Source organism: Ensifer sp. GW821-FHT05G01 (assembly GCF_059419585.1).
On record NZ_JBWKSC010000017.1, the window covers coordinates 74,590 to 88,103 of the forward strand.

At 61.6% G+C, this 13,514-nt stretch carries 12 protein-coding genes and 1 pseudogene; 5 read left to right on the forward strand and 8 right to left on the reverse strand.

What is annotated here, in order from left to right:
• Positions 1-21: 21 nt before the first annotated feature.
• A pseudogene (locus tag AC07UR_RS31160) lies at positions 22-243 on the forward strand (HPP family protein); the annotation flags it as partial.
• 28 nt (positions 244-271) lie between these two features.
• Here the strand turns inward: AC07UR_RS31160 and AC07UR_RS31165 are convergent.
• From AC07UR_RS31165 to AC07UR_RS31190, 6 genes are all read right to left on the reverse strand, one after another.
• Positions 272-1,153 carry a dihydrodipicolinate synthase family protein gene (locus tag AC07UR_RS31165; RefSeq protein WP_209792674.1) on the reverse strand — a complete coding sequence of 294 codons (882 nt, stop codon included), beginning with the start codon at positions 1,151-1,153 and terminating at the stop codon, positions 272-274.
• Positions 1,154-1,180: 27 nt separating this feature from the next.
• A complete protein-coding gene (locus AC07UR_RS31170; RefSeq protein WP_209792672.1) occupies positions 1,181-2,800 on the reverse strand; it encodes an ABC transporter ATP-binding protein in 1,620 nt (539 codons plus the stop codon).
• Positions 2,793-3,716, reverse strand: coding sequence for an ABC transporter permease (locus tag AC07UR_RS31175; protein WP_209792670.1), 924 nt, complete (start codon positions 3,714-3,716; stop codon positions 2,793-2,795). The genes AC07UR_RS31170 and AC07UR_RS31175 overlap by 8 nt, the downstream gene beginning before the upstream one ends.
• An 11-nt stretch (positions 3,717-3,727) precedes the next feature.
• Positions 3,728-4,642: an ABC transporter permease gene (locus AC07UR_RS31180; RefSeq protein ID WP_173422401.1), complete on the reverse strand. Its 915-nt coding sequence runs from the start codon at positions 4,640-4,642 to the stop codon at positions 3,728-3,730.
• 89 nt (positions 4,643-4,731) lie between these two features.
• Positions 4,732-6,231, reverse strand: coding sequence for an ABC transporter substrate-binding protein (locus tag AC07UR_RS31185; protein ID WP_209792667.1), 1,500 nt, complete (start codon positions 6,229-6,231; stop codon positions 4,732-4,734).
• A gap of 33 nt (positions 6,232-6,264) precedes the next feature.
• Positions 6,265-7,143, reverse strand: coding sequence for a DMT family transporter (locus AC07UR_RS31190; RefSeq protein ID WP_209792665.1), 879 nt, complete (start codon positions 7,141-7,143; stop codon positions 6,265-6,267).
• Between the two features lie 236 nt (positions 7,144-7,379).
• On the opposite strand from AC07UR_RS31190, the gene AC07UR_RS31195 reads away from it, so the two are divergent.
• From AC07UR_RS31195 to AC07UR_RS31205, 3 genes are read left to right on the forward strand one after another with little or no spacing between them, the layout of a single operon-like run.
• A complete protein-coding gene (locus tag AC07UR_RS31195) occupies positions 7,380-8,576 on the forward strand; it encodes a sialidase family protein (protein WP_209792662.1) in 1,197 nt (398 codons plus the stop codon).
• Complete coding sequence (gene pdxA, locus AC07UR_RS31200; protein WP_173422397.1) at positions 8,573-9,529, forward strand: 4-hydroxythreonine-4-phosphate dehydrogenase PdxA; 957 nt, start codon at positions 8,573-8,575, stop codon at positions 9,527-9,529. The genes AC07UR_RS31195 and pdxA overlap by 4 nt, the downstream gene beginning before the upstream one ends.
• A 7-nt stretch (positions 9,530-9,536) precedes the next feature.
• On the forward strand, positions 9,537-10,655 hold the full coding sequence (locus AC07UR_RS31205) for an iron-containing alcohol dehydrogenase (RefSeq protein ID WP_209792660.1): 1,119 nt from the start codon (positions 9,537-9,539) through the stop codon (positions 10,653-10,655).
• A gap of 123 nt (positions 10,656-10,778) precedes the next feature.
• Here AC07UR_RS31205 and AC07UR_RS31210 read toward each other — a convergent pair whose 3' ends face one another.
• Both AC07UR_RS31210 and AC07UR_RS31215 read right to left on the reverse strand, forming a co-directional pair.
• Positions 10,779-11,480 (reverse strand): FadR/GntR family transcriptional regulator, encoded by a 702-nt coding sequence (locus tag AC07UR_RS31210; protein ID WP_173422395.1) that lies wholly within the window; start codon positions 11,478-11,480, stop codon positions 10,779-10,781.
• A gap of 3 nt (positions 11,481-11,483) precedes the next feature.
• Entirely contained in the window at positions 11,484-12,512 is a 1,029-nt protein-coding gene (locus AC07UR_RS31215) for a four-carbon acid sugar kinase family protein (RefSeq protein WP_209792658.1), read from the reverse strand.
• 522 nt (positions 12,513-13,034) lie between these two features.
• Here AC07UR_RS31215 and AC07UR_RS31220 point away from each other — a divergent pair.
• The gene (locus AC07UR_RS31220) at positions 13,035-13,514 is read left to right on the forward strand and encodes an RNA polymerase sigma factor (RefSeq protein WP_327795896.1); all 480 of its coding nucleotides are present in this window, start codon (positions 13,035-13,037) and stop codon (positions 13,512-13,514) included.

Here is a 13,514-nt window from a genome sequence, read left to right on the forward strand (position 1 = left end):
CGGCAAGATCGAGCTTGAGCGCCGCCTCGCTCGGCCGCATTGACCGCGGTGCTTGGAGACCCCGTCGTTGCGAGCTCGGGATTCTGGTTTCCGCTGGTTCCGATTGCGCTGAATTCCTGCCTGCTTGTTGGGCTCGGCGTTCTGTTTCACAAGCTCGCGAAGCGCAACTACCCGCACGTCCTGATGCCCGTTTCAAACGGGCATCAGACGGTTGAGCCACCCTCGGACCGACGTGTCGCCTATCTATCGCGCTTCTGGGGGCAATCACCGGTCACAGGAGGTCGTAGCGGCGCAGAATGCCCGCGATCTGGGCGTCCTGATCCTTGTTGGGCAACAGGGCCGGCTGGCGGCTTGCGCCGACGGAGGCGTCCTGCAGATAGAGCGAGCGCTTGACCATCGCCGGCGCGAAGCCGAGGGCATAGAGATCCGTGCGGAAGGCGGAATAGATCGCCTGCTGCCTCTCGGCTTCGGCAATGTCGCCGGTGTTGAAGGCGTTCAAGATGCCCGCGAGGACGTTGGGCATGGCATTGCCAAGACCCGAGATGCAGCCGGCCGCGCCGTTCTGCAGGGCCCACAGCACCAGATGGTCGGGACCGGAGTAAACTTCGAAGCCCTCCACGTCCTTAGCCACCGCCAGATAGGCCTCCAGCGTCTCCTTGGCGCCGCCGGAATCCTTGATGCCGGCGATGTTGCCGTGACGTGACAGCGTGCGCGCGGTCTCCGGCTCGATGTGGTTCTGGGTGCGGGCCGGAATATCGTAGAGATAGACGGGTGTTTCGACCGCGTCGGCAACGGTCGAGAAGTGACGGATCAGGCCGTCCTGCGTGCAGGCGATGAAGAAGGGCGTGACTACGGCGATCCCGTCAACGCCGATGCGGTCGAATTCACGCGCGAGCTTCAGCGTTTCGAACGTGGCGGGCATGCCGGCATTGACGATAACCTTGACGCGACCGGCGACCTCATCGGTGACTTCCTCTGTCAGGCGCACTTTCTCTTCGAAGGTGAGGGCGCTGAAGTCGCCGTTGGTTCCGGCGCACATGATGTTGTTGCCGGCGTCGACCTGTCGACGCACCTGCGCGCGTGTCGCTTCGTAGTTGATGGTCTCATCGTCGTTGAAGCAGGTGACGAGCGCGACAAAGGCTTGCTTGGACATTTCAGTCTCCAGGGATTGGGGGACGCCTTAGGAGGCGCATTCGAGCCGGGCGGCGCGATTGGCCGCCTGAACATCGGGGTCGGGATCAAGCCCGGCTGCCAGCAACGCGCGGGTATAGTCCTGGCGCGGGGTTTCAAACACCTCCTGCACCGTGCCCAGTTCCACGACATGGCCCTTCTGCATCACCATGACGTGGTCGGCAAAATCGCGAACGACCGGAAGATCATGAGCGATGAAGATGAAGGCGATGCCCATGTCCTTGCGAAGCCGGTCGAGCAAGGTAATGACCTGGGCCTGAACCGAGACATCAAGCGCTGAAACCGCTTCGTCGCAGATGATCAGTTGCGGCTCGAGGGCAAGCGCCCGGGCAATGGCGATGCGCTGGCGCTGGCCGCCGGAGAACTGATGCGGATATCGTCCCATATGTTCCGGGCCGAGACCGACCTGCACCAGCAGCTCGGCCACGCGTTCGCGCCATTTTGCCTTCGGCAGGATGTCCGGATGGATTACCCAGGCCTCGGAAATCAACTGGTAGACGGTCATTCGCGGATTGAGCGACTGGGTGGGGTCCTGGAACACCATCTGCAGGTCGCGCCGCAATTTGTAGAGTTCCGCCGGCGACAGCTGGAAAAGATCTCGGCCCTTCCACAACGCGCTGCCGCCGTCGGGTTCGTCCAGCCTGACGAGAATGCGGGCAAGGGTGGATTTGCCCGAACCGCTTTCGCCGACGACGGCCATGGTCTCACCGGGCATCAGGTCGAAGGAGATGCCTTTCAGCGCCTCGAAACTGCCGTAGTGCTTGCGCACGTCGCGGACCGACAGAACCGGCTCGCCGCGTGCGACCGGCGTGTGCATCTTGCCCTTCCCGGGAGCGGCGGCGATCAGTTTGCGGGTGTAGGGGTGCTGCGGGTTCTTGTAGACCTCGCGAACCGTCCCGGCCTCGACCAGTTCGCCCTTTTCCATCACCACGACGCGATCGGCGATCTCGGCAACAACGCCGAGGTCGTGCGTGATGATCAGGACGGCCATTCCGGTTTCCTGCTGCAATTCTTCCAGCAGCGCCAGCACTTCAGCCTGCACCGTCACATCGAGCGCAGTCGTCGGCTCATCGGCAATGAGCAGATCGGGGCGAAGCGCAAGCGCCATGGCGATCATGACGCGCTGGCGCTGGCCGCCGGAAAATTCGTGCGGATATTTGTCGAGCGATTTTTCCGGGTCGGGTATGCCGACGCGGGTGAGCAGACGCAGAGCTTCCGACTGCGCCGCCGCACTCGCGGCACCATGAGTGGTCAACGCCTCGCGTATCTGCCAGCCGACGGTATAGACCGGGTTCAGATGGCTGAGCGGATCCTGAAAGATCATCGCAATCCGGCGGCCGTTCACCTCGCGTCGCTTGTGTGCCGGCATCTTCAGCAGATCGACGCCGTCAAGCAGGATCTCGCCCGAGCTGATGTGCCCTGGTGGCATGTCGATCAGGTTCATGATCGCCGACGAGGAGACCGACTTTCCCGAGCCGCTCTCACCCAGGATCGCGAGCGTCTCGCCGCGGTTGATATGGTACGAGATGTTGCGGACGGCTTTGACGACGCCCATGGCCGTGTGGAACTCGACCGAGAGGTTGCGGACTTCCAGCAGGTGGTCAGCCATTCTTGCGGCCTTTCATTTCCAGGCGCCAGCGCTGGACGGGATCGAGCGCGATACGCATCCAGTTCGAAAGCAGGTTCAGCGACATGGTCGTCAGGATGATTGCAAGGCCCGGCCAGAAGGAAAGCCACCAGGCATTGGTGAGATACTGCCGCCCTTGGGAAATCATCAGGCCCCAGGTGATCTCGGGCGGCTGGATGCCGATGCCGAGGAAGGAGAGCGCGCTTTCGGCCAGCATCACATAGGCGAAGTCGAGCGTGGCGAGTGTCGTCAGCGTCGGTAGCACCACCGGCAGGATGTGCCGGAACAGGATACGCCGGTTCGATGCGCCCATGACGCGGGCGGCCTGTACGAACATGCGTTCGCGAATCTCCAGCACCTCGGCTCGCGTCGTGCGCAGGTAAACCGGAATGCGCGTGATCGAAAGAACCAGCATCAGGTTCAGGATCGATGAACCGAGAACATAAAGTACGATCACCGCGATCAGGAGCGACGGGAACGACATGATGACGTCGGCCAGCCGCATGATGATCTGGTTGACGCGTGGCGAGGAGAAGCCCGCGATCAGGCCGAGGGTCGTGCCGACGACGGCGGAGATCGCCACGGCGCCGGCAGCCACCATGAGCGTGTTTTGCGTTGCCACGATGATGCGGGCAAGCAACGGGCGCCCGAGCGCATCCGCTCCCATCCACCACACCCAGCCGCGTTCCCACTCGAAGGGCGCTGCATTTCGGCCGCGCAGGTTCTGCTTGGTCGCGAGATCGCCGAGCCAGCTCGGTCCGACGATCGCCAGGACGAGGACGACAATGAGGAAAATGGCGGCACAGAGGGCGAACTTGTCGGCCCACAGCATGCGGGCCATGCGAACCGCAAATCCCGGTTCCGCGGCGATTGTCGTATCTGTCGTCTGTAAGGTCATGGCCGAACTCTTCAATGACGGATGCGGGGATCGAGCAGCGCGTAAGCAAGGTCGATCAGCAGGTTCATGACGAAGATCGCGAGCGCGGTGACGAGAATGGCGGCCAGCACCACATTGAAGTCACGCTGCAGGATGGAATCGATCATCAGCTTGCCGACACCGGGAAAGCCGAAAATGGTTTCGACGATAACCGCGCCGTTCAAGAGGCTCGCCGCCTGGTCGCCTATGACGGTGATGACCGGAAGCATGGCGTTGCGCAGTGCGTGCAGGAAGATGATCGGCCCGGACTTCACGCCCTTGGCGCGCGCCGTCTTCACGTAAGCCGACGACAGCGCTGATATCATCGAGCCGCGCACCACCTGAACGATGATGCCGAACGGTCGGACGAACAGCACGCCGATCGGCAGGATCCAGTGCAGCAGTGAGCCCGTGCCGGACGTGGGAAGCCAGGCAAGGTTTACCGAGAAGACGACGATCGCGACGATGGCGAGCCAGAAGTCCGGTACGGCGGCACCGATCAGCGAGATGACGGAAGAGAGGCGGTCGAAAAAGCCGCCGGCGCGGAAGGCGGCCAGCGAGCCGACCACGATGGCAGCGCCGGTCACCAGGGACATGGTGATGGCGGCAAGCCAGAGCGTCCACACGAAAGCCTCCAGGACCACGTCCAGTGCCGGGCGCGCCTTGCGAAGGGATTCACCGAAATCACCGGTGACGACGTCGCCGACATAGCGGGCAAACTGCACCATGAGCGGATCGTTGAGGCCGTGGATCTCGCGAAATTGCTGCTTCATTTCCGCCGAGGCTTCGACGGGAAGGAAGAGCGCGGCAGGATCTCCTGTCAGACGCGAGAGGAAAAAGACCATCACGATCAGGCCGACCAGCGAAATCAGGCTGGCCACGGCGCGTTTACGAATGAAGCTCATCATTGTGCCCCTGGATTGCAGAGGCGGCGAGATCGTCCCGCCGCCTTGATTGCGTCCGTCACTGGCGGTCTCCTGATGACCGCCAGAACAGTTCACTTGATGCTGATCTCCGAGAGCTGGAGCATCGAGTTGGTCGCCATGGTGGGCTTGAAGTCCAGGCGTTCGGAAACGCGCGAGAAGCCGACCATGTGGAAGAGCAACACGTCGGCTACCACTTCATCATGCACATAAGCGATGGTTTCCGACCAGAGCTTGGCCCGTTCGTCGCCGGTGGCGGCCGACGCGCGCTTGATCAGATCGTCGACCTTGGGGTCGGAGAAGCCTGACTGCGTACCCTCGGTCGCGTACTTGAAGAACATGGAGAAGGACGGGTCGCCCTTGGAGTTGTCGTGCATGGCTGCGACGAGCTGCGGTCCGCGACCTTCCTTGAACGGCTTGGAATAGTAGCCTTCATGCTCTGCGACCTCGACGAACTTCAGATCGATCTTGAAGCCGACTTCCTGCAATTGCGCCTGGATGGCTTCCATGATCTCCGTCACGTTCGGGAAGTTTGCCGAGCGCGCGATGATGGTGATCGGTGTCTCGACCTTCACACCTTCCGCCTTGGCTTCCTCCAGCAGTTTTTTCGCGCCTTCCGGATCGTACGGGAAGACCTTGACATCAGGATTCCAGCCGAGCGTCGGTGGCGGCACGATGGCCGTGGCGAGCAGCGCGCTGTCTGGAACCAGGGTGCCGAGGAACGCCTGACGGTCGATAGCCATGTTGAGGGCACGGCGGACGCGCACGTCGTTCATCGGCTCGATATTGTGGTCGATGCGCAGGTACACGGTCTCGCTGTCGAGATAGGAGAAGTCGGTCTTGGGGTTTGTCGCGTCGAGCTGCGAGATGGAGGGTGAAAGATCGGCCTCGCCGGCCTGAACCATAGCTGCACGCACGGACGGGTCTGCACGGAACAGGTAGGTTGCTTCGGTAACCTGCGGCTTCTGGCCCCAATAGTCGTCGCGTTCCGTCAGCACGATCTGCTGGCCCGGCGTCCAGTTCGTCAGTTTGTAAGGACCGGTGCCGATCGGCTCGCGGATGAATTCGAGCGGTGTTTCCTCCGGCACGATCGTGACGAGTGACATCAAGAGTGGAAGGATCGGCTGAACCGGATCGGCGCTGAAGTCGATCGTGTGATCGTCGACGACATTAGCGGTGACCGTCATGCCGCCAAAGTAGCGGCGCGACTCGCAGGCATTCTTGTCGCTCATGATGCGGTCGAAACTATGCTTGACGTCCTTGGCGTCGAAGGTCGTGCCGTCAGAGAATTTCACGCCCTGGCGAAGGTGGAAACGCCAGCTGCCGTCTTCGTTCTGTTCCCACTTCTCCGCAAGACGTGGCAGCACGCCCTTGCCGCCGCGAACGTCGAGTTCGGTCAGGGTCTCGCTGACGTTCTGCATGATGACGCGGCCGATGTTCGAGCGGGTCGCCATGCACGGCTCAAGCAGATCGGCTTCCTCCGCAAGCACGATCTTGATCGGCCCCGATGCGGCAAAGACGGGCGATATGGTGGAGCCCAACAGGAGCGCACCCAGGATAAGCGTTTTCTTCATTGCATTCTCCTCCCTAGAAAGTCTGGTTCAGTTCTATTTGGCAGCGGATCCGAATTTTCCGGAACGCGCGGCAATCAAGGCGGCGCAGCATATGAGCGCGCCTCCGCCGATGGTGGTCAGGGCGACGGTTTCGCCGAACAGGGCAAATCCACCGAAGGCGACGAGCGGCAGGCGCAGGAAGTCCACCGGCGCCACGACCGTTGCCGGCGCCAACGAAAAGGCGTGCGTCATCAGCGCCATGCAGGCGGTGCCGACCACGCCCTGAAGCGCCAGAAGCCCCATTTCCCTCGGACCAGGCATGGTGAAAAAGGGGAGGGCGAACAGCAGGGCGATCGGTACGGTCAAGAGAAGGTTCCACACGACCAGTGTCGACGTCGCGTCACCTTTCGACATGGACTTCAGGATCAGCTGGATTGCCGATTGAAGCACCGCGCCCGTCAGCGCCAGCAGGATTGCCAGCGTGAAGCCAGTTCCCGACGGTCCGATCATCAGCATGGCGCCGGCAAAGCCGAGGGCGACTGCCGCGATCATCGCCGGGCCGGGTCGCTCGCCCAACGTCAGTGCTGCGCCAAGGACGACGAAGATCGGAGATGTGAAGGCGATGGCGGTAACATCGGCGAGCGGCCCCCAGCTAAAGGCGGCAAACAGCGCAATCATCGCCAGCAGCTTGAAAGCGGCGCGCAAGGCGTGCTGACGCATCGGGTGGGTCGTGCGTAGAACGGATGGACGCAGTGCGATCCAGGGCAGAAGGATCAGCGCACCGAAAAAAGCGCGGAAAAATCCGATGACGAAAGGGTGCACGGCGCCGCTCAGCGCCCGTACGATCACGGCATCCGACGCGGCAAGCGTAGCTGCTCCCGCTGCAAAGACGACGGCCGTCGTAGCCTGATGGCGGCTGCTGGTGCTGTGCATGAAATTCCTCCGTCCCCGGCATCCTCGTTCCAGGTTGGCTCGACCATCCATCTTTTTCGTAATGTTGTCAAATCGTTTCGTCATGTAATTTTTAATTCAAAGCTATATGTCAATATTAAAGCAATTATATCAATCAGTTAGCAAATCATTGCGTGAAGCGCAAATCAGAAAAGTGACATTAATAAACTTGACAACTTGAAAAATTGAGCGATTTTCAAACCTGACTGGAGGACCAAATGCATCCCGATGAAATCGCTCGCAACATGACCGGCGTGCTTCAATCCGTGTCCAAGGGGCGCGACGAAGCCTTGTTGCCTTCGCCAATGATCCAGAATCATGCAGCTTTCCTGCATCTGCTCGATGACGGCGCACTCGTGTGCGCCTGGTTCGGTGGAACGCTCGAGGGCAAGTCGGATATCTCCATCTTCGCATCGGTGCTGGTGGAAGGCTCTGCGAACTGGGGTCCGCCCCAGCGCCTGAGTGACGATCCTTCGCACTCTGAGCAGAATCCGGTGTTGTTTTCCGCGCCGGACGGCAGACTTTGGCTTTTTCATACCTCCCAGCCTTCGGGCAATCAGGATGAATGCCGCATCCGCATGGCCGAGGTGCAGCACGACCCGTTGGATCCGCACAGGCTCGTCGCCGCGCAAGGTCGGTATCTCGATCTTCCGCGTGGTTGCTTCGTGCGTGCGCCCATCGTCATTCGCGATGACGGAGCATGGCTGTTGCCAATTTTCCGCTGCGTGCAGCGCCCCGGCCAGAAATGGAATGGTAGCCACGATACCGCGGCCGTGGGTGTGTCGGTCGATGGCGGCGAGACCTGGCGGCTTGATGACATCGACCAGTCCACTGGCTGTGTGCATATGTCGCCCGTGGCTCTCGGAGAGGATCGGCTTGTTTCTTTCTTTCGGCGCCGGCAGGCCGATTTCGTCTACCGCAGCGACAGCAGCGACGGTGGGCGGACCTGGTCCGTACCTCATGCCACGGATGTGGCGAACAACAATTCATCGCTTGCCGCCGCCCGCCTTCGCGACGGCCGGATCGCCATGATCTGCAATCCCATCAATGCGCTGTCGTCGACCGACCGACGCGCTTCGCTCTACGACGAACTGGGCGAGGAGGATAACCGGCCGGATGCGGATCCAACCGGAGGGTGCGTTCCAGTGTGGGGGGTGCCGCGAGCACCCGTCGCGCTCTGCCTCTCCGAGGACGAGGGGCGTTCCTTTGCCATGCGCCAGGTCGTCGAAGATGGTCCAGGCACCTGCCTGTCCAACGATTCGACCGACGGCCGCAACCAGGAAATGTCCTACCCGTGGCTGCTCGAAAGTCCTGACGGCACCATGCATCTCGCCTACACCTATCATCGGCGTGCGATCAAATATGTCCGCCTTGCTCCCGGCTGGGACGGCGCGGCTCGACGGAGTGTTTCATGAGCAATATCATCGGAATAACCATGGGTGACCCATGCGGGGTCGGGCCTGAGATCGCGGTCCGCGCCTTGGCTGAAATGTCGCCTGCAGATCGGGATCAGACGCGGATCTACGGCAATCTGACCACGCTCGAAACGGCTCGATCCGCACTCGGCATTGACATCGATCTTGCGCCTTTCGTCGTCGATCTGCCGATCGAGGGCGCGCCGCTTCCCTGGGGGCAGTTGAGCGCGGTGGCCGGCGATGCCGCCTTCCGATTCATCGAGAAAGCGGTGCGGGATGCCGAAGCTGGCGCGATCGGCTGCATCGTCACCGCCCCGATCAACAAGGAAGCACTGAACCTTGCCGGCCATCACTATGATGGCCATACCGGCATGCTGCGCAGCCTGACCGGTTCGAAGGCGGCCTATATGCTGCTCGCTTCCGAACGGCTGAAGGTCATCCATGTCTCGACCCATGTCTCGCTGCAGGAGGCCATCAGGCGAGCGACGACCGAAAGGGTACTGGCGACGATCAGGGCCGGCGACGCGCATCTGAAGCGCATCGGCTACGCCGCGCCGAAAATCGCGGTCGCCGGCATTAATCCGCATTGTGGCGAGAACGGCCTCTTCGGCACCGAGGATGACGACCAGATCGCGCCTGCGGTCGCAGCTGCACGTGCGGAAGGGATCGACGTCCAGGGGCCGATTTCGGCCGACACGGTATTTTACCGCGCCTATTCCGGCGCATTCGATCTGATTGTTGCCCAGTACCACGATCAGGGACACATCCCCATCAAGCTTGTTGCCTTCGACACGGCGGTGAACGTCTCGGTGGATCTGCCGATCGACCGCACGTCCGTCGACCACGGGACGGCCTTCGACATCGCCGGAAAGGGGATCGCCAACCACGGCAATATGAACTCCGCCATCGCCTATGCGCGCAAGCTCGTCAACGGCCGCGCCAAGCAAGGATGACCAAGCCATGACCATCGCTCAAATCACCCTTCATCAACCCCGCCGCCTGGCGGTCGGGGCCGGCCTCATCGGCGAGGTCGGCGCCTGGGCGGCAGATGTGCAGTCCACGCTCGTGATAGCAACGCCGATAACCGCCGGATTTGTCGATCGGCTGAAGCTTTCCGGCCGCGTTACCGTGTTTGATGCAATTCCGGGCGAACCGGATATCGCGACGCTGGAGGCGGCGATTGAGACGGCGCGGAGGTGCAAGCCGGACCTGATCGTCGGGCTCGGCGGCGGTTCGGTGCTCGACGTGGCAAAGCTGGCTGCCGTGCTCTGGGATTCGGATCAGACGCTCGGCGACGTCGCGGGGCCGAACCGTGTCGCGGGTCGTCGCACACGCCTGGCGCAGGTCGCCACCACGGCGGGAACAGGTTCCGAGGCGGGTATTCGTTCGTTGATCACCGACCCTGCAAAGGGCAACAAGGTCGCCGTGGAAAGCCCGCACATGATCGCGGACTTTGCCGTTCTCGATCCCGAGTTGACCTATTCGGTGCCGCCGGCGGTCACGGCAGCGACCGGCGTCGACGCTATGGCTCATTGTGTCGAGGCTTTCACCAACAAGCGGGCGCATCCGATGATCGACGGGTTCGCGCGCATGGGCTTCCGTCTCGTCGGCAAGTATCTGGCGCGGGCGGTCAGGGACGGCTCCGATACCGAGGCGCGGGAAGGCCTGATGCTCGCATCCTACTACGGCGGCATCTGCCTTGGCCCCGTCAACACGGCCGCTGGACACGCCATTGCCTATCCTCTCGGCACCCGGCTCGGTTTGCCGCACGGGCTCGCCAACGCCATCATCTTTCCGCACGTGCTTGCCTTCAACCAGCCTGTTGCGGCAAAGAAGACGGATGAGGTCGCGCTTGCGCTCGGCTTCGGCGGCGCACTGTCCGAAACCGAGCTTTTGAGCGCGGCGCAGGGTTTCTGCAGGAACCTGGGCATCGAGATGTCGCTTGCCGCTCATGGTGCGGCTGCGGATGATCTGCCTCTCTACGCGAGTGAAGCGCATGCAAACCGCCGCCTGATGGATAACAATCCGGTCGATATGACCGTCGAGGATGTCCTGTCGGTCTATAAGGCAGCCTTCTAGCCGGCCTGATTGGTATTCGTTCTTCCCGGTAAAAATGCCTCGGCTGTTGGCCGAGGCATTTTTCTTTGTATGCAAGATAAACCTCCATCTCTGGTGGAGGTCATGACTTCCAGATCGTCCGGCCTATCTGGTCGCCTGAAAGAGGCGCTCACGCGAGCCGGTCAGGTGATCAAGCATCAGTTGCTTTGCCCTCGTGCCATCGCCTGAGGCGATCGCTTCGGCGATTGCCTCATGTTCGGCAAAAACACGGGTAAGGCCGGCCGCCTCGCGCTTGACCGATGCGCCGTGAAATTTCATGCCGACGGCAATATGGTCCTTGAGTGCTTCCATTGCGGTCGAGAAGTAGCTGTTGCGGGCCGCGCGCGCGATCGCCAAATGAAACTGGAAGTCCGCGTCCTCGCGGTGCGACTGGCGATTGGTGGCATCCCGCATCAATTCGAGCGCCTGACGAATGGCGCCAAGGCTTGCGGTATCGTGGCGGGCGGCTGCGGCCGCGGCTGCGGCCGGTTCGACCGTCAGCCGGAACTCGTAGCAGTTCAAGAGATCCGCAACATTCTCCAACTGTCCGAAGCCGAGCGGCTCTTTCATGCCAAGCGCGCGAACGAAACTGCCAGCGCCCCGGCGCGAATAGATCAAGCCCTGGTCCCGCAGGCGCTGGAGCGCTTCGCGGATGACCGGGCGCGACACTTCGAATTCCGCCGCCAGTTCGTGCTCGGTCGGCAAGCGCTCATCGGGCTGATAGGCGCCGGACTTGATCGCGCGGTGCATCCGTTCGAAGGCGAAGTCGGCCAGGCTCTTGCGTGTCGTTCCGTTCTCCAGTCCCATCTGTCATCCCATACTGCGGAGGATCCTGTCCGCAATCTCCCTCAACGTTCCCGGTTGGCCGAATCCCCCGGACTTGGCAATGATGCAACGGCCGTCCGCGTGGGCCAAGCCCAGTCCGGGCAGGCACTCACCAACCAGTCTGAAACGGGTGATCCCCATTTTCTCTAGCACGGCTTCGGCGGTTGCGCCGCCGGAAAGAAGCAAGGTGGAAGCGGCCCTGGTCAGTGCCGGAAATACGCTTTCTGCCAGAAGACGCGATACGTCCTGCGAACTCGTCGGTGCGCTCCCGGGAACCGCCTGTACCAGCGTTATCAGGCTCTCATCTGCGGTCTCGTCGGTCAGCCGGCCGTTTGGTGCGGGCATGTAGCGCGGCTTGCGCGTGGCCCGCAACTCCTCGATCTGCGCCAAGGTAATCGGGTCTCGCGAGCCGATGACGAAAAGTCCCGGGCCTGGCGGGACCTCCGCAGCGCGCGGATCGGCCCCGCCGCTCATTTGGTGCGCGAGTTGCTCCGCCAGTCCGCGCGCGCCGATAAGCAGGTCCACGCCTTGCTCCTGTGATGCAAGCAGCCAGCCGTTCATATCTTCCAAGGTCGCGACATCGGGCACAGTGATTTGGCCCACGTGCCTGCCGAGCTTCTCCGCAATCGATATCGGCCTGTCGACGCCGAACCCCTGCACATGGCCGTCATTCACTATCCGCCCGAAATCCGGAATGGCCGGTGCCATCAGCGCCGAGCGATAAGGGGTGACGTCGAGCTCGGCGGCAATGTGGCCCTTGAGGCGCGAGTCGACCTTCTTGAACAGGCGTGTGCCAGGCGGCAATGCGGCGAGCGCCGCCGTCGTTGCGCTCTGCGCGCCTGCGAGGTCCAGTTCTCGCGAAGCAACATTGATTGAAATTACCTGCGGGTTCTCGCTCAGGGCCGCAGCGATCGCCCCGACGGTGAGCGCAATCTCCGTATGAAGGCCTCTGCTGGCAAATGGAGCAGCTGCATCCAGGGCGCCTGTCAGATCATCGGCGACAATGGCCAGCATGACACGAACTCCAAGAATTTGTTGTTATCTTTAGTTCCGGCATTTTTGATTGAAATGTCAAGAAAATTTGAGAGGTGAGTTACAAATATGATGATGAAATGGAGCATGTCATGCGCACCGGGAAACATCCTGTCACTCGCGATCACCGTCATTCTCTTCGCCGCAGCAGGTGCGCAAGCGGCGCTGACCGTTACATTCGTCAATCCCGAGCACTATCGCGACCGCGGGAGGCCGCCTGCGGGCGCGGATACCGTCAACGCGGACGCGAATTCGGCTCATCGTCTTGCGAATGCCGTACGCCGACTTGCGCCTAGCCAAATCATGAGGTGACTGGCGCAGTCAGGTCGTTGCCTGAGCAAGGAATGCATGCTCCATAGCGAAACGATAATATGATATTGAAACTCAAGTTTATCTTCTTTAAGACGCGCTCACAGGCGGGGGTGAGCTCGGCGCTGTATCAGGCCTTGCAGTTTAACGGTTCCATCGCGGATGCCCCCCAACCCTAAGAAGACGATCCTGCAGGTGCTGACGGAAAGCTACGGCGATCTCGTCCGGCATGTGGCCCAGCGTTTCAAGGGGCGGGCAGATGCTGATGACGTGATCCAGGATACCTATCTGCGGGTCCGCAATATGCCGTCAGACACCCCGATCCAAAACCCGCAGGCCTATCTGTTTCGAATGGCAAACAATGTTGCGGTTGACCATGTGCGTCGCCGTAACGCGCAAGAGCGCCACATATCTCCGATTGAATTTCCTGACGTCAGGTCGGGGGAGGTATCTGTCGATCGGGTGATCGACTATCGCCAGCGCCTCGCGGCTCTGGAGCGCGTCGTTGCAGATCTGCCTGCGCGTCAGCGCGAAGTCTTTCTGATGCACAAGTTCGATGGTCTCAGCCATTCAGAAATCGCCGCCGAACTCGGCATTACACGCAGCGCCGTGGAGAAGTTGATCATGAAGGCGCTGGCCACCTGCCGTGATCGGCTCGACGGTTTGCTGGATTGA

Bases quoted from the DNA above. Each gene is read 5' to 3' on its own strand.
- AC07UR_RS31165 (WP_209792674.1), bottom strand. From the start codon at position 1,153: ATGTCCAAGCAAGCCTTTGTCGCGCTCGTCACCTGCTTCAACGACGAT.
- AC07UR_RS31170 (WP_209792672.1), bottom strand. From the start codon at position 2,800: ATGGCTGACCACCTGCTGGAAGTCCGCAACCTCTCGGTCGAGTTCCAC.
- AC07UR_RS31175 (WP_209792670.1), bottom strand. From the start codon at position 3,716: ATGACCTTACAGACGACAGATACGACAATCGCCGCGGAACCGGGATTT.
- AC07UR_RS31180 (WP_173422401.1), bottom strand. From the start codon at position 4,642: ATGATGAGCTTCATTCGTAAACGCGCCGTGGCCAGCCTGATTTCGCTG.
- AC07UR_RS31185 (WP_209792667.1), bottom strand. From the start codon at position 6,231: ATGAAGAAAACGCTTATCCTGGGTGCGCTCCTGTTGGGCTCCACCATA.
- AC07UR_RS31190 (WP_209792665.1), bottom strand. From the start codon at position 7,143: ATGCACAGCACCAGCAGCCGCCATCAGGCTACGACGGCCGTCGTCTTT.
- AC07UR_RS31195 (WP_209792662.1), top strand. From the start codon at position 7,380: ATGCATCCCGATGAAATCGCTCGCAACATGACCGGCGTGCTTCAATCC.
- pdxA (WP_173422397.1), top strand. From the start codon at position 8,573: ATGAGCAATATCATCGGAATAACCATGGGTGACCCATGCGGGGTCGGG.
- AC07UR_RS31205 (WP_209792660.1), top strand. From the start codon at position 9,537: ATGACCATCGCTCAAATCACCCTTCATCAACCCCGCCGCCTGGCGGTC.
- AC07UR_RS31210 (WP_173422395.1), bottom strand. From the start codon at position 11,480: ATGGGACTGGAGAACGGAACGACACGCAAGAGCCTGGCCGACTTCGCC.
- AC07UR_RS31215 (WP_209792658.1), bottom strand. From the start codon at position 12,512: ATGCTGGCCATTGTCGCCGATGATCTGACAGGCGCCCTGGATGCAGCT.